Genomic DNA, 15,181 nt, shown 5'->3' on the forward strand with positions numbered 1-15,181 from the left:
CATTTCAAAATTATAAATTTTGAAATACTCTAAGTGACGGGTTTTTAATACTATTTTTTATTCTTCTTCCGAATCATCTTCTTCTTCAACATCATCTAATTTATCAGTATTCATCTCAAAAAAACTAAAGATAGAACCTCCATAACTTTTCTTAAACGAAAAATGAGTGAGATGATCGAGTTTGGTATATTTAGAGTGTTCTATAATCATCATGCCGTCTTGCTCTAACAAGTTATTAGCAAATACGGATAATACGATAGCATCGAAAGTTTTTTGGTCAAAAGCATAAGGAGGGTCAGCAAAGATAATATCGTATGTACTATTACTTTTTTCAATAAATTTCAAAACATCACTTTTGATAGCAGCAATGTTAAAATCAAACTCAGAGGTAGTTTGTTTGATGAATTTCACGCAACTAAAATCACCATCAACGGAAGTAATGTTGTTGCTTCCTCGGGAGGCAAATTCATAACTGATATTCCCAGTTCCAGCAAATAAGTCCAACACTTTTAGTTCTTCAAAATTGAAATGATTGTTCAAAACATTAAATAATGCTTCTTTACTCATATCAGTTGTGGGGCGAACAGGGAGATTTTTGGGTGGAGAAATGCGTCTGCCTTTGAATTTTCCAGATATGATTCTCACGATTGAAAAAGGGTAAAATGCTTTAAATTTTCTGCTTTAGAGAAGGAATTGTTTTTCTGTAAATCAGAAACATCAAACAAGGAAACGTTGCGAATGTATTTATAAGCAATTTTAAAATAGGCATCCTCTTCAGTAATTGCTCCAAGAAATTCCAAATTGAAACTCTCGGGATTCATATTCAACTGTTCGGCAGTGAATAGCAAATAGTAAATTAAATCTTCTGGAGTTTTGTATTCAAAAGAATTGAAAAGAAGTAAATGTTGGTTTTGTACAATGATGATTTGAAAATGCTCCGAACCCATGTGTACAAACATCTTTTTTGCATCGACATTTTTTGAAATATCTAAAAGTTTGGTAACTAAAATGGTATTGGCATGTTTGTAAGTAAAGAACCCAAATTCATCCACAAAATAGTTGTTGATATTAACATAAGGAATGTACACCGTGTTCATTTGATACGAAATCATCTCATCAAAAGCAAAGAAATCAGTCTCAAATACTTTGGTGTTGTATTGTAAATAGCTTCCTAAAAATTGGTCGTCAAAAAGTGGCGTTGGAACAAATATAGAAAGATTGTTGTCATGTAAAACCGTAATCTCGTCATAGGTGTCACTTAATTCTTGATTTTCATCTCGGGCTTTGACAAACAGCGATTCAATGGTAGCCGACTTATTAGTAGTATCAAAAACAATATCTTTAAAAGAGAGAATAGTATTGTTTAGAGTGTCAAAACAACAAAAAGAAAATCCTGTCAAGGAAACTTGAATGGAAAGCTTTCTGTATTTCTTTTCGGTAATGTTGGCGTTATTGACAAGCATAAGGTTTCTTTGGATTCAAAAATCTAAAAATAGCGAACCCGACAAACTTACAAATTTTTTAATTGACTATAAATTTATATAGGTCAAAATACATTTAATAATTTCTCATTGCTATTGAAATTCTCATTGCTATTTTCTCGTACTTTGCACAAAATGAAATCCTAAATGAGTTCCAGTCTGTTTTATAGTATTTTATCTCGAAATTTTCCGTTTCAGCCTACGATAAAACAGGATATATTCTTTCAGCAAATTGCAGATTTTATTACGAATACAAATAACAACGAAATTTTTGTCCTAAAAGGTTATGCTGGAACCGGAAAAACAACGGTTATCTCTACTATTGTCAATAATCTGGCTGAAATCAATAAGAAATATGTTCTGTTGGCGCCAACAGGTAGAGCTGCCAAAGTAATTGTCAATTATTCGCACAAACCTGCATTTACCATTCACAAGAAGATTTATTTTCCTAAGAAAAATTCGGGCGGAGGTGTGAGTTTTACCCTGCAACAAAACAAACATAAAAATACCTTTTTCATTGTCGATGAGGCCTCGATGATTTCTGATGTGAACTCGGAAAGCAAACTCTATGAAAATGGGTCTGTTTTAGACGATTTGATTTCCTATATTTATTCAGGAACCAATTGCAAGATGATTTTGTTGGGAGATACCGCTCAGTTGCCACCCGTAAATTTAGATATTTCACCAGCTTTGAATATTGACAGTTTAGCTATGAATTATGATAAAGATGTCAAGCATATTGAGTTAGACGAAGTCATGCGTCAGGAAGAAAATTCAGGGATTTTATTCAACGCCACTGAATTGCGTGAATTACTGAAAGAGGATTTTTTAGATAGTTTTCAGTTCAACTTAAAAGGATTTAGAGATATTGTACGTCTTACGGATGGTTATGATATTCAAGATGCTATTAATTCGGCTTACAATAACTATAGTATAGAAGATACGGCTTTTATTGTACGTTCTAACAAAAGAGCCAATCAGTATAACCAGCAAATACGCGCAAAAATTTTGGATAAAGAAAGCGAACTTTCTACTGGCGACTATTTGATGGTCGTAAAAAATAATTACTTTTGGTTGAAAGAATCGGATGAAGCGGGTTTTATAGCCAATGGCGATATTGTTGAAGTTTTGGAACTATTCAACATCAAAGAGTTGTACGGATTTAAATTTGCCAATGTGAAAATCAGAATGGTAGATTATCCTAATCAAAAGCCTTTTGAAACAGTATTGTTGTTAAACACTTTGACTAGCGAATCGCCATCGTTGACTTATGAAGAATCGAATCGATTGTATGAAGAAGTGATGAAAGATTATGAAAATGAAACCACTAAATACAAGAAGTTTCAAAAAGTAAAAGAAAATGACTATTTTAATGCCTTACAAGTCAAGTTTTCCTATGCAATTACCTGCCACAAATCGCAAGGAGGGCAGTGGAATACCGTTTTTATTGAGCAACCGTATTTACCCGATGGAATCAATAGAGATTATATTCGTTGGTTGTACACAGCAATTACCAGAGCCAAAGACAAGTTGTATTTGATAGGATTTAAGGATGAGAATTTTGTTTGATAATTAATATTTGTAAAAGTTAAATGAAAATAATAGCAGTAATTCCAGCGAGATATGCCTCTACACGATTTCCTGCAAAGTTAATGCAGGATTTAGGAGGAAAAACCGTCATTTTAAGAACGTATGAAGCTGCTCTACAAACAAAATTATTTGATGATGTTTTTGTGGTGACCGACTCCCATTTGATTTTCGATGAAATTCGGTCTAATGGAGGTAAAGCCATTATGAGTATCAAAGAACATGAAAGTGGTAGCGATAGAATTGCAGAAGCAGTTCAAAATTTGGATGTGGATATTGTTATTAACGTGCAAGGAGACGAACCTTTTATAGATGCAGAACCTTTAGCAAAGGTAATTGAAGTTTTTAGAAACGATACAGCCAGACAAGTCGATTTAGCTTCCTTAATGCGTGAAATCAAAGACGAATCTGAAATCAATAATCCGAATAATGTCAAAGTAGTAGTGGACCAAAACGGTTTTGCTTTGTATTTTTCACGTTCCGTAATTCCGTATCCGCGTGAGAAAAATGTTGGAGTTCGTTATTTTCAACATATCGGAATTTATGCCTTCCGCAAGCAAGCCTTATTAGACTTTTCTAGTTTGCCTATGAAATCATTAGAAGCCTCAGAAAAATTGGAGCAATTACGCTACCTAGAATACGGAAAACGTATTAAATTGGTCGAAACAAATCATATAGGAATTGGAATTGATACACCTTCAGATTTAGAGAAAGCAAGGAAATTATTTTAATCTCTTAAGGTTTAATTCTTCGAGGCTTTGCTTCGATTTTTTGACACAGATTTCACAAATTAACACAGATTTTTCTGTTCAAATTTGTGAAATGTGTGTTTCTCGAATACCTTTGGGGCTTTGCACCGAGCTAGGTTGTTTTTTTGCAAATTCTTTTTATGTTTTTATTTGTTGTACAAAAAATAATAAGCTTCAGTGTTGTCTAAATAAGCTCCGTTAAATCCTGCATTAATGATTTTTTTCATATATGAATTATCATTCCCAAAAATTATAGTTTGCCAGTCTTCGTGCCAAAACTGCACATAAAATTCATTTTCATATCCTGGATATTGTTTTTTAATCCAAACAGGATCATTTAGTATCCAGTTTCCATACCAATAATACCTCCAGTTTTCAGCAGCACCTATATTGATATAGGCAATTACTAATCGTTTACCACCATTTGATTTAGTTTTTAATTGCTCAACATCAGCTTTTGTCAAAGGGGTATCTTCAAAAAAGAGATCTATAGCGACCACATCATAATTAGTTGCAGCAATGGCTTTTATGTAATCTGATTTTGTTTTGAATTCTATACTATTGATGAGATATAAAAAATTCTGTGCTTCATTGAACAGCCTTATGTCGTTGTTGTTTTCGTTGATAATGTCACTTGGAATGGTTTTGTACGAATCATTATTGTGCACTCTGGGAAAGCAAATGAAACCTTCTTCTTTATTTTTAGAAATAACTGTAGGGATATCAGAATCATTAGTGATATAATCAGAAACAATGATTTTCTTTTTTTCTTTTATGTTTTTAAGTATGGCATACCTGTAGGAATCGGTTTTTAGTGTTTTATCAAAAAACAAATCTTCTACACCAATCCCATCAATAGCATCAAGATATTTATCATAAAATCCTTCACTTGGGTCAATTTTATTGTAGACCAAATCCAAACCATTTTGAGGAATTATGGCAAAATTAGGGTCATAACTTTTTGCATACTTGGAGATAGTAATTACAAAATCTTGCATTTTCATACCCGCCTTTACAGTTTTATCCTCTTTTATGGGAATAAATGATGTAAAAAGCGGTAGAAATACTATTGAAAGCAGTCTTAGTTTCATGAATTTAATTTTGTAATAAAAATAAAAAATCGAAAGGCAAATCTATGATAATTAATCAATTAATAAGCTAAATCATTTTTATAAAAAATATAGCTTAAGATAATTTCTCCAAAATAATCAACTCATTGTGTTCTTCAACTCTTGGAATTGACTTTACTTTGAATTTTTTGGAATCAAATTTTGCTATGTATTTCAAATTTCGCTCATTGTGTGTATGATGCGTTATCATGGTATTGAAAAGAACAACTCCATTTGGTGCAAGAATCGCATTTAAACGATCGGTAAAAAAATCTTCAAATAAGAAATTAGGCATCACTGTATCCTGAAAGATATCTATGATAATCAAATCGTATTTTTCTTTGGTTTTCAATACAAATTCAAATGCATCATCGATGATGATTTCTAGATTCTGAATTTCATTCAGTTGAAAGTAGTTTTTAGCAATTGCAATTATCTCAGCATCAATTTCAACACCAGTAATTTTACCGTTAAATTTAACTTCATTTACTAATGTTTTTATCACACTACCGCCAGCAACTCCAAGAACTAGAATATGATTCATTGATTTTATTCTTTCAAAACCAATCTTTTGCAACCCTTTTTTCAAAATTCGCTGTAGACTTCCGTAAGAATAATTGGTATTCTTACTGTCCAAAACCAATTCTCCATTTGCCCAGGTCACCTCAATAGATTGACTTACAGCTGATTTTTGTTTTAAAACGGTAATCGGAATAATGTAGCTAAAGAGTTTTTTCAGCATTATAATTTTTTTGTATCAAAAATAGGAGATTAATAGTAAATTTACTGTAAAATAGTTTCTAATGAAAAAATATATCTACAAAATACTTTTCTTCCGAGTAATGTGCTGGAAAATCATTGGAACTATAGATGACGAGGTTAAAAAATGTATAATGATTGTTCTTCCTCATACCAGTTGGCATGATTTTTACCTTGGAATTTTTGCTAGAGGAATTATTGGGCTAGAGATGAATTGGGTGGGCAAAAAGGAATTGTTTGCATTTCCATTTCATTGGTATTTTCGTTGGATGGGAGGAACGCCACTAGATAGAACAGGTGGACTAAACAAGGTAGATACTATCGCTGCTATATTCAATCAGAGAACTGTTTTTAGAATGGCAATTGCTCCCGAAGGCACTCGCAAAAAAGTGACAGAATTAAAAACGGGATTTTATTATATAGCTCTAAAGGCAAATGTGCCCATCATTCCAGTTGCTTTTAATTTTGGTAAAAAAGAGATAAATATAGGAAAACCATTTTACCCAACTGGAAATATAAATACCGACATGGAAATTCTATTAACTCATTTTATAGATGTGAAAGGTAAAAAATCAGAGTACAGTTTTGAGGTAAAACGATAAAAGTATTAAGGGTTGTACTCTTTGAATTTTCCGTTTGTATAAAAAATCACAATTTTTTCAATTCGGTCATGATTAGATTCTATCGAATTAACTTCTGAATGAATTCTTTTTTTTGCTTCTTGATTCGTGTTTTTTTCAAAAGTAGTAGCGATAGAAAGAGTGTTTTCTACCATTTTTTCTTCTTCATTTGGAGTAGGAGATGGTAGGCTTTTTTCTGTTTTATTTTTAAGAAAACTGTTCTGCCCATTCAAAATCCAATACAAATCTATTTCAGGAAAAAACTCAACTATTTTTAAAATAAAATCAAGACTTGGTTTATTTCTTCCTGATAAGAGATGAGATAAACTGGAGCGTTGCACGCCAACTTTATCGGCAAATCCAGAGGCAGATAGTGAGTAATAATCAAGAATAAATTCTAATCTTTTGATGAAATCTTCCGAGTTTACCATTGTAAATAATCAACTGTTAAAATAAGTATTACAAATGTAAATAAAATTGAGTAAGCAACCTATTAGTATGAAATTTAATTTAAAAACCGCTTTAAATATTGAATTTTTTAGTTGAATTAAATTAATTTAAAAAACTGATTTTAAATTATTTAAATATGTAAAATAAAATTTAATAATCTGTTTTCAAAAAAGAAGGGTTTAGTGAGGATTAATCAATTGAAATTGGTTTACAAGAATAAACAAACCTGATGTTTTTTGAGTTTACAATTGTTATTTTAAAGATGTTTACTTTTGTGAAATTAAAAAAAATAGCTATGGACTTCGAAATGCTTCATCAGGACAATAGTGTAAAATCTCTTCACGGTAGGTATATCACTTTGCAAGATATTGAACCAATTTTAAAAAAATGGAATACCGATAATCAATTAAATATCGTAGGATATTCTGTAGAGGAAAGACCTATTTATTCGTATCAAATTGGAACTGGAAAGACGAAGATATTTCTATGGTCTCAAATGCATGGAAACGAAAGTACTACCACAAAAGCGCTTTTTGATTTTTTAAGTTTGTTGCAAAAAGAATCCGAGCTCACCCATCAACTATTGGATAGTTTTACTTTTTATTGTTTGCCTATGGTTAATCCCGATGGAGCCTACTATTACACTAGAGAGAATGCCAATAAAGTAGATTTGAATAGAGATTCCCAAAATTTGACACAACCAGAGAGTGTTGTTTTGAGACAATGTTTTAATTCATTTCAACCTGACTACTGCTATAATTTGCATGATCAACGCACTATCTTTGGGGTTGACGATACGGGAAAACCGGCAACAGTTTCTTTTTTAGCGCCAGCATACAACCAAGAGAGAGAAATTAATGAAGTGAGAACTAAAGCAATCCAGCTTATTGTTGCTATGAATGAAACTTTACAACAGTATATACCTAATCAAGTGGGGCGTTTTGACGATTCATTCAATATTAATTGTATTGGCGATACTTTTCAATCGCTAAATGTACCTACGATACTCATCGAGGCGGGACATTATCAAAACGATTACGAAAGAGAGCAAACAAGAAAATACATTTTTATTACTTTATTAACAGGATTTGTTAAATTTTCCGAAAACGATGTAGTTAATAACAAAATCGAAGATTATCTGAATATTCCTCAAAATAAAGTCTCTTTTTATGATTTTGTTTATAAAAATGTCAAAATAAATTATGATAGTAATAAAATTATCACGAATATTGCAATTCAATTTAAAGAAGTGTTATTAGATAATAAAGTAAATTTTAACGCTTTTATTGCAAAAATTGGAGATTTAGAGGGTTATTTTGGACATTTCGTATATGATGCTGCTGAGGCAGCTTATTCTGATGCAGAAGGAACAACTCCGAAACTGGATCAAAAAGCCGATTTTTATTTGGATACTATAAAAATCAGCAACGGAATGATAGTTTAAATGACATTTCTTCAATTGTAATGATATTGTAAACAAACACAACAACTAAATACTATTTTTATGAGTAAGTTCAGATTAGACGAAGTAGACCATCAGATTTTAGACATGCTGATTGATAACACCAGAGTGCCTTTTACCGATATCGCTAAAAAATTATTAATATCTGCTGGTACGGTTCATGTTAGGGTAAAAAAAATGGAAGATGCAGGAATTATCATGGGGTCTTCACTAGTACTTGATTATGATAAGTTAGGATATTCGTTCATCGCATACATAGGGGTTTTTCTTAACAATACGTCTCAAACTAAATTTGTTTTGGAGCGTATTAATGAAATTCCTTTCATTACCGTAGCTTCTGTAACGACTGGTAAGTTCAATATTTTCTGCAAAATAAGAGCAAAAGATACTAAGCATGCTAAAGAAGTTATTTTCATGATTGATGACATTGATGGAGTTTACAGAACCGAAACAATGATTTCGCTTGAGGAAAGTATCAATGACAAAAAACGATTGATGCATACTATATTCAAGAACATGTAATATTTCTCTTGAAAGCTATATTTATTTTAGATATAACCTCAAGGTAATTCTTGAGGTTTTTTCATAAAAGCAACTACTCACACAACAACTAAATTATGTACACGTTACCTAAAAACGAACGCTTTAATCAAGAAGTTCTTTCGAAATATCACATATACAACAGTGTTTTTATTACCCTGCCTTTCGATTCTATAGATAGTACAGGGGTTTTATTGCCGTTATTTACAGATGTTTGTGATACTGGATTTAAGAAGCAAGAAACGCCAAAAGAAATTGTCAATTTCTTTTCTCAAAAATACTTACAAAACACTTCTGAAAACGAAAATATAGATTTGATGTTTCGTTTTATTCAGTATATCGAACGTCAAATCGTACTGTTTGATGCTATTGAAGATGCGGCTTTCCCTATTGTTAATAATATGGAAGGTAGAGGAACTTTGAGAGATATAAACGAGAAGTCAGAAGCGAAACATATGGAAGCTGAATTGATTGATTTTCTTGAAAATTTTAACATCAGAACAGTTTTAACTGCCCATCCTACTCAGTTTTATCCCGGCGCTGTTTTAGGAATTATCAATGACTTGACAGAAGCAATTCGAAAAAATAATTTATTAGAAATCAAGCAGTTATTGGCTCAGTTAGGAAAAACGCCATTCATTCAAACCGTTAAGCCAAATCCTTATGATGAAGCGGTGAGTTTGGTGTGGTATTTGGAAAATGTTTTTTATCCTACAGCTGGAGATATTGTTCATTATTTAGAGAAAAATATTTTTGATGGAGTTCCAATAAAAAATCAACTCATACAGCTAGGATTTTGGCCAGGAGGAGACCGAGATGGAAATCCTTTTGTGACTACTGAAATAACATTAAAAGTTGCCGAACGTCTAAGAACATCTATTTTAAAATGCTATTATTTTGAAATCAGAAATCTAAAACGAAAGTTAACATTCGATAATGTGGATGTTTTAGTTACCGAATTAGAGCAAAAGTTATACCGCTCGGTGTTTTATTCTAGAGGTGAAATCTACATCACTTTAGAGGAATTTATAACGCAACTGAATAAGATAAAAACCATTATAATTGAGCAGCATCAGTCTCTTTATATCGACGAATTAGAAGCACTTCTTATCAAAGTAAACCTGTTTGGATTTCATTTTGCAACATTAGATATTCGTCAAAATAGTAAAATACATAATTCTGTATTTCATGATATTAAAGATTATTATGTGAAGTTAAATTCTAATAACTTTCCTGAAAATTATTTTGATTTATCTGAATCTGAAAAGTTTGATGTGCTCTCAAAAAGTAAGGGTAATTTAAACCCTAATGATTTTGAAAACGAAATGACGAAATCAACCATTGAGTCCATTTATGCTATAAAAAATATTCAAGAGAGAAATGGCGAATTTGGTTCTAATCGTTACATTATTAGCAACAATGAAAGTGCACTCAACGTAATGGAAACTTTCGCCTTATTCCGTTTGAGTGGTTGGGAAAGCCCAACGGTTGACATTGTTCCGCTTTTTGAATCTGTGGACGATTTGCATAATGCGCATGAGGAAATGGAGAAATTATATACCAATCCTACTTATGCTCAACATTTGGCTAAAAGAAACAATAAACAAACCATTATGCTTGGCTTTTCTGACGGAACAAAAGATGGTGGTTATTTAATGGCAAATTGGAGTATTTATAAAGCCAAAGAACAACTGACAGCGATTTCTAGAAAATATGGAATCAAAGCCATATTTTTTGATGGAAGAGGAGGGCCACCAGCACGTGGAGGTGGAAAGACACATAAGTTTTACGCTTCTCTAGGTCCAAATATTGAGAACAGTGAAATACAAGTTACGGTACAAGGACAAACCATCAGTTCTAATTTTGGAACTTTGGATTCGTGTCGATACAATTTAGAGAATTTATTGAGTGCTGGGGTAACTAATCAAGTGTTCAATAAAGGAAGAAATGAATTAACTGTTGAGGAATCTTCTATTTTAGATCAACTGGCTCAAATTGGATATGAGAAATATTTAGATTTCAAAAATCATCCAAAATTTATTCCTTATTTAGAGCAAATGAGTACGTTGAAATACTACGCTAAAACCAATATAGGAAGCCGACCTTCTAAAAGAAGTAAGTCGGAGAAATTAGATTTTAATGATTTGAGAGCTATTCCTTTTGTGGGTTCTTGGAGTCAATTGAAGCAAAATGTGCCTGGATTCTTTGGTGTAGGTTCTGCTTTGAAGCATTTTGAAGATAATGGACAATGGCATAAAGTTCAGGATTTGTACAATCATTCGTTATTTTTCAAAACCTTATTAGAAAATAGTATGATGTCCTTGGCAAAATCATTTTTCCCATTAACAGCCTACATGCGTAAGGACCCTGAATTTGGTGAATTTTGGCAAATTATTTACGATGAATTCTTAGAAACCAAACGCTTATTGCTCAAAATTGCGGGTCATAAAGAACTCATGGAAAATTATCCTGACGGTAAAGCATCTATTGATATAAGAGAACGTATTGTGCTGCCTTTGTTGACGATACAACAATATGCTTTATCAAGAATCAACGAATTGAACAAGGAAGAAAATCCAGATGAAAACCTGATAAAGGTGTATGAAAAAATAGTGACACGTTCGTTGTTTGGAAATACAAATGCGAGTAGAAATTCTGCTTAAAAAATAGTAAATGAATTCAAATCAATTACCCACAAACGAGTATTCAAAGTTTAATGCTACTTATATTAGCGCATTAGACAATGTCAATTTGATTGAAGAATTAGAAATTTGTCTTCATGATTTTATTCGGTTTATCCAAAATATTCCTATGGATAAATTTGATTATCGCTATGCCGAAGGAAAGTGGACGATTAAAGATATTATTCAGCATATCATTGATGCAGAGCGTATTTTTAGTTATCGTGCTTTGCGTATTTCCAGAAACGATCAAACACCATTACCTGGTTTTGAGGAAAATGATTATGTGGAAAATACCAATGCCAATGCAAGAAGTATTCAAGAGTTGTTGACAGAAATGGCAACGGTACGGCAATCAACACTATTACTTTTTAAAAGTTTTACAGAAGAACAGCTACAATTAATGGGTATAGCTTCCAATCATCCAATATCTGTTCGTGCTATTGGTTTTCTTGTTATTGGACATCAAAAACACCATCAAAGAATTTTTAAGGAACGTTATTTATAAAAAAAAGGAACTCATTTGAGTTCCTTTTTTGTATTAGTTAATCTTCATCTTCATCGTCGTCATCGACAGGCTCGTCTTCATTATCATCATCTTCGTCATCATCATCTTCGCTGTCTGATCCACCAGGATCTTTAGTTATGTCAATTTCTTCATCATCATCAGAAACCGCATCTTCATCATCAAGATCGATATCTTTGATAGCGTCAATTGGTTCTACAATATCATCGATATCATCATCTTCATCAAATTTCTCTAATCTGCTAGCGAGTTTAGTACTCACTTTTACCAAGTAAATTGTATCTTCTGTTCTTACTTCAACGGCTTCGATAAGCTCATTTTGGGCATTTCTAAATCGGATTATATTTGAATCATCATATCCGTCTGGAAATCGCTCTACTAGTAAGTTTAGGATTTCGTTTGTAAGTTTTGAATAATCAACAATAATTCTTTTCATAAAAATTTTATTATAAATCTAGTAGGTAAGCAAAAATTAATGGCGCTACTATGGTAGCATCGGACTCAATTATAAACTTTGGGGTAGTAATGTCTAATTTTCCCCAAGTAATTTTTTCATTTGGCACAGCACCTGAATAGGAACCGTAACTGGTCGTAGAATCTGAAATTTGGCAAAAATAACTCCAAAAAGGAACATCATGCATTTCCATATCTTGGTACAACATAGGTACGACACAAATAGGGAAATCTCCAGCTATTCCTCCACCAATTTGGAAGAATCCAACTCCATTGGCGCTGTTTTTTGGATACCAATCAGCCAAAAAGGTCATGTATTCAATTCCCGATTTCATTGTTGATGCTTTTAAATCTCCTTTGATAACATAGGATGCAAATATATTCCCCATCGTACTGTCTTCCCAACCTGGTACAATAATAGGTAAATTTTTCTCAGCTGCTGCATACATCCAGCTGTCTTTTAAATCAATTTCGTAGTATTCTTCTAAAACACCTGAAAGCAACATTTTATACATGAATTCATGAGGGAAATAGCGTTCTCCTTTATCGTCAGCTTCTTTCCAAATTTTGTAGATGTGTTTTTGTAAACGACGAAAAGCTTCATGTTCAGGGATGCAAGTATCAGTAACACGATTCAAACCTCGTTCTAGTAAATCCCATTCCTCTTGTGGAGTCAAATCACGATAGTGTGGTACTCTTTCATAATGAGAGTGCGCAACTAAGTTCATAATGTCTTCTTCAAGATTAGCTCCAGTACAAGAAATAATTTGCACTTTGTCTTTACGTATAAATTCGGCAAAAATCTTACCGATTTCAGCTGTACTCATTGCTCCAGCCATGGTCACCATCATTTTTGCTCCTTTGGCAAGTTGCTCTTCATATCCTTTTGCCGCGTCAACTAGAGCCGCAGAATTGAAATGCAGATAGTGTTTTTCTATAAACTGACTGATAGGTCCTTTACTCATTATTATGTGTTTATGTATTTGATTTTTTTGTCATAGCACTGTGCTATGTTGTTTCTAGTTGACGGTTCAAAGAAAAACTTTTTTTTTGAATCTGCAAATAGCAAACTATTTTTTATTGTAACCTAATATACTCATTACTTCCTCTGAAGTTTGTTGTTCAGAGAAAACTTCGGTTGCTAGAATTCCATTTTTATCTCTATCTATAAGAATATGTTTGGGTTGCGGAATCAAACAGTGGTGCAATCCTCCATAACCACCAATAGTTTCCTGATAGGCTCCCGTATTAAAAAATCCGATATATAATGGTTTTTCTTTGTTGTATTTAGGCAAATAGATAGCATTCATGTTTTGTTCAGAGTTATAATAATCGTCGCTATCACAGGTCATTCCTCCCAAAAGAACTCGCTCGTAGGTGTCATTCCATCGGTTTACGGCCAACATGATGAAACGTTTATTAATGGCCCAAGTATCTGGTAGCGTGGTGATGAAAGAGGAATCAATCATATTCCATTTTTCTCTATCATTTTGTTGTTTTTGATACAAAACTTGGTAAATGGCACCACCACTTTCTCCAACAGTAAACGAACCAAATTCGGTAAAAATATTTGGCACTTCTACTTCTGCTTCATCACACGCAATTTTGATTTGATTGATAATTTCATCAATCATGTATTGATAATCGTATTCGAAAGCTAAGGAATTTTTAATGGGAAATCCTCCACCGATATTTAGTCCGTCAAGGCTAGGGCATTCCTTTTTTAAGGCTACATATACTTTGATACATTTTACTAATTCATTCCAATAATAAGCATTGTCGTTAATTCCAGTATTTATAAAAAAGTGTAACATTTTCAGTTCCAATTTTTTATTTTCCTGAATCTGTTTTTTATAAAATTGAACGATATTTTTGTACCCAATTCCAAGACGTGAGGTGTAAAACTCGAATTTTGGTTCCTCTTCGGCAGCAATTCTAATTCCGATTTTGAATTTTCCTTTGATACTAGCTTGAAGTAAGTCTAATTCTTCGTAGTTGTCAATGATAGGAATGGCATTTTTGTGACCGTTATTAATCAAACGAGCAATATTTTCGATGTATTGATCTCTTTTGAATCCGTTACATATAACGTAGGTGCTTTTGTTAATTTTCCCATTTGCCAAAAGATTTTCTACAATATTGATATCAAAAGCCGAAGAAGTTTCAATATGAATGTTGTTTTTGAATGCTTCGTTCATTACATATTCAAAATGGGAACTTTTGGTGCAATAGCAGTAATAGTATTTCCCATCATATTTATTACTTTCCATAGCTTTCCGGAACCAATTTTTAGCTCTATTGATGTTGTTGGAAATTTGTGGTAAATAAGTGAATTTTAATGGAGTACCGTATTGTTCTACTAATTTCATCAAATCAATGTTGTGAAACTGAAGCGTATCTTTGTTCAAAGTGAACTCGTCTTGCGGGAAGTAATAGGTTTGATTTATTAGGTCAAAATATCTTGTATTCATTTAGCTGTGAGTATTTTAGATTAAAAGTAATGGAAAAAAATTAAATTAATCTAAATTTCAAACTCTAATATTAGCATAAATGATTTGAAGCTTATCTCGATTACAGGAAGTTTGTTGAAAAAAATCAAAGAATGAAACTCTTTCAACAGCAAAAATCTTCTTCCATAACATTAGGTAAGAATGACTATTTCCGCCCTCAAATAAGGAACGATTTCTCTTATTTTGATTTTTATTCATTACGGCAAATGTAAAAAATAATCCATTCGATATACAATCCTTTTTATTAAAAAAAA

General features: G+C 32.3%; 15 protein-coding genes. 7 read left to right on the forward strand and 8 right to left on the reverse strand.

The features are described 5' to 3' along the window. Positions 1-57 precede the first annotated feature (57 nt). Both AC23L6_RS04220 and AC23L6_RS04225 read right to left on the reverse strand, forming a co-directional pair. Positions 58-645, reverse strand: a complete 588-nt coding sequence (locus tag AC23L6_RS04220; protein WP_487562161.1) for an RsmD family RNA methyltransferase — start codon at positions 643-645, stop codon at positions 58-60. Then, positions 642-1,463 carry a DUF3822 family protein gene (locus AC23L6_RS04225; protein ID WP_487562160.1) on the reverse strand — a complete coding sequence of 274 codons (822 nt, stop codon included), beginning with the start codon at positions 1,461-1,463 and terminating at the stop codon, positions 642-644. Before AC23L6_RS04225 ends, AC23L6_RS04220 begins: the two co-directional genes overlap by 4 nt. A gap of 165 nt (positions 1,464-1,628) precedes the next feature. On the opposite strand from AC23L6_RS04225, the gene AC23L6_RS04230 reads away from it, so the two are divergent. Beyond that, positions 1,629-3,050 (forward strand): ATP-dependent DNA helicase, encoded by a 1,422-nt coding sequence (locus AC23L6_RS04230; RefSeq protein WP_487562159.1) that lies wholly within the window; start codon positions 1,629-1,631, stop codon positions 3,048-3,050. A gap of 23 nt (positions 3,051-3,073) precedes the next feature. Further along, complete coding sequence (gene kdsB / locus AC23L6_RS04235) at positions 3,074-3,799, forward strand: 3-deoxy-manno-octulosonate cytidylyltransferase (RefSeq protein ID WP_487562158.1); 726 nt, start codon at positions 3,074-3,076, stop codon at positions 3,797-3,799. Positions 3,800-3,963: 164 nt separating this feature from the next. On the opposite strand, the gene AC23L6_RS04240 is transcribed toward kdsB, so the two are convergent. Continuing rightward, entirely contained in the window at positions 3,964-4,908 is a 945-nt protein-coding gene (locus AC23L6_RS04240; RefSeq protein WP_487562157.1) for an endo alpha-1,4 polygalactosaminidase, read from the reverse strand. A 94-nt stretch (positions 4,909-5,002) separates the two neighbouring features. Then, positions 5,003-5,668, reverse strand: a complete 666-nt coding sequence (locus tag AC23L6_RS04245) for a spermidine synthase (protein WP_487562156.1) — start codon at positions 5,666-5,668, stop codon at positions 5,003-5,005. Between the two features lie 61 nt (positions 5,669-5,729). On the opposite strand from AC23L6_RS04245, the gene AC23L6_RS04250 reads away from it, so the two are divergent. Further along, positions 5,730-6,287: a 1-acyl-sn-glycerol-3-phosphate acyltransferase gene (locus AC23L6_RS04250; protein WP_487562155.1), complete on the forward strand. Its 558-nt coding sequence runs from the start codon at positions 5,730-5,732 to the stop codon at positions 6,285-6,287. A 5-nt stretch (positions 6,288-6,292) separates the two neighbouring features. On the opposite strand, the gene AC23L6_RS04255 is transcribed toward AC23L6_RS04250, so the two are convergent. After that, positions 6,293-6,736, reverse strand: coding sequence for a helix-turn-helix domain-containing protein (locus tag AC23L6_RS04255; RefSeq protein ID WP_487562154.1), 444 nt, complete (start codon positions 6,734-6,736; stop codon positions 6,293-6,295). Positions 6,737-7,050: 314 nt separating this feature from the next. Here AC23L6_RS04255 and AC23L6_RS04260 point away from each other — a divergent pair, with 314 nt between their 5' ends. The 4 genes from AC23L6_RS04260 to AC23L6_RS04275 all read left to right on the forward strand — a co-directional run bounded on the left by AC23L6_RS04260 (position 7,051) and on the right by AC23L6_RS04275 (position 11,946). Next, positions 7,051-8,199: a M14 family metallopeptidase gene (locus AC23L6_RS04260; protein WP_487562153.1), complete on the forward strand. Its 1,149-nt coding sequence runs from the start codon at positions 7,051-7,053 to the stop codon at positions 8,197-8,199. 60 nt (positions 8,200-8,259) lie between these two features. Continuing rightward, positions 8,260-8,739, forward strand: coding sequence for an Lrp/AsnC family transcriptional regulator (locus AC23L6_RS04265; RefSeq protein ID WP_151106251.1), 480 nt, complete (start codon positions 8,260-8,262; stop codon positions 8,737-8,739). Positions 8,740-8,834: 95 nt separating this feature from the next. Further along, on the forward strand, positions 8,835-11,420 hold the full coding sequence (locus tag AC23L6_RS04270; RefSeq protein ID WP_487562152.1) for a phosphoenolpyruvate carboxylase: 2,586 nt from the start codon (positions 8,835-8,837) through the stop codon (positions 11,418-11,420). 10 nt (positions 11,421-11,430) lie between these two features. Next, complete coding sequence (locus AC23L6_RS04275; protein WP_487562151.1) at positions 11,431-11,946, forward strand: DinB family protein; 516 nt, start codon at positions 11,431-11,433, stop codon at positions 11,944-11,946. Positions 11,947-11,983: 37 nt separating this feature from the next. Here AC23L6_RS04275 and AC23L6_RS04280 read toward each other — a convergent pair whose 3' ends face one another. The 3 genes from AC23L6_RS04280 to AC23L6_RS04290 all read right to left on the reverse strand — a co-directional run bounded on the left by AC23L6_RS04280 (position 11,984) and on the right by AC23L6_RS04290 (position 14,888). Then, entirely contained in the window at positions 11,984-12,400 is a 417-nt protein-coding gene (locus AC23L6_RS04280; RefSeq protein WP_487562150.1) for a DNA primase, read from the reverse strand. Between the two features lie 10 nt (positions 12,401-12,410). Then, positions 12,411-13,382 carry a deoxyhypusine synthase family protein gene (locus AC23L6_RS04285; protein ID WP_487562149.1) on the reverse strand — a complete coding sequence of 324 codons (972 nt, stop codon included), beginning with the start codon at positions 13,380-13,382 and terminating at the stop codon, positions 12,411-12,413. Positions 13,383-13,487: 105 nt separating this feature from the next. Beyond that, a complete protein-coding gene (locus tag AC23L6_RS04290) occupies positions 13,488-14,888 on the reverse strand; it encodes a type III PLP-dependent enzyme domain-containing protein (protein ID WP_487562148.1) in 1,401 nt (466 codons plus the stop codon). Between the last annotated feature and the right edge of the window lie 293 nt (positions 14,889-15,181).

Source organism: Flavobacterium sp. R1_16 (assembly GCF_057652095.1).

Bases quoted from the DNA above. Each gene is read 5' to 3' on its own strand.
- AC23L6_RS04225 (WP_487562160.1), bottom strand. From the start codon at position 1,463: ATGCTTGTCAATAACGCCAACATTACCGAAAAGAAATACAGAAAGCTT.
- AC23L6_RS04230 (WP_487562159.1), top strand. From the start codon at position 1,629: ATGAGTTCCAGTCTGTTTTATAGTATTTTATCTCGAAATTTTCCGTTT.
- kdsB (WP_487562158.1), top strand. From the start codon at position 3,074: ATGAAAATAATAGCAGTAATTCCAGCGAGATATGCCTCTACACGATTT.
- AC23L6_RS04240 (WP_487562157.1), bottom strand. From the start codon at position 4,908: ATGAAACTAAGACTGCTTTCAATAGTATTTCTACCGCTTTTTACATCA.
- AC23L6_RS04245 (WP_487562156.1), bottom strand. From the start codon at position 5,668: ATGCTGAAAAAACTCTTTAGCTACATTATTCCGATTACCGTTTTAAAA.
- AC23L6_RS04250 (WP_487562155.1), top strand. From the start codon at position 5,730: ATGAAAAAATATATCTACAAAATACTTTTCTTCCGAGTAATGTGCTGG.
- AC23L6_RS04255 (WP_487562154.1), bottom strand. From the start codon at position 6,736: ATGGTAAACTCGGAAGATTTCATCAAAAGATTAGAATTTATTCTTGAT.
- AC23L6_RS04260 (WP_487562153.1), top strand. From the start codon at position 7,051: ATGGACTTCGAAATGCTTCATCAGGACAATAGTGTAAAATCTCTTCAC.
- AC23L6_RS04265 (WP_151106251.1), top strand. From the start codon at position 8,260: ATGAGTAAGTTCAGATTAGACGAAGTAGACCATCAGATTTTAGACATG.
- AC23L6_RS04270 (WP_487562152.1), top strand. From the start codon at position 8,835: ATGTACACGTTACCTAAAAACGAACGCTTTAATCAAGAAGTTCTTTCG.
- AC23L6_RS04275 (WP_487562151.1), top strand. From the start codon at position 11,431: ATGAATTCAAATCAATTACCCACAAACGAGTATTCAAAGTTTAATGCT.
- AC23L6_RS04280 (WP_487562150.1), bottom strand. From the start codon at position 12,400: ATGAAAAGAATTATTGTTGATTATTCAAAACTTACAAACGAAATCCTA.
- AC23L6_RS04285 (WP_487562149.1), bottom strand. From the start codon at position 13,382: ATGAGTAAAGGACCTATCAGTCAGTTTATAGAAAAACACTATCTGCAT.
- AC23L6_RS04290 (WP_487562148.1), bottom strand. From the start codon at position 14,888: ATGAATACAAGATATTTTGACCTAATAAATCAAACCTATTACTTCCCG.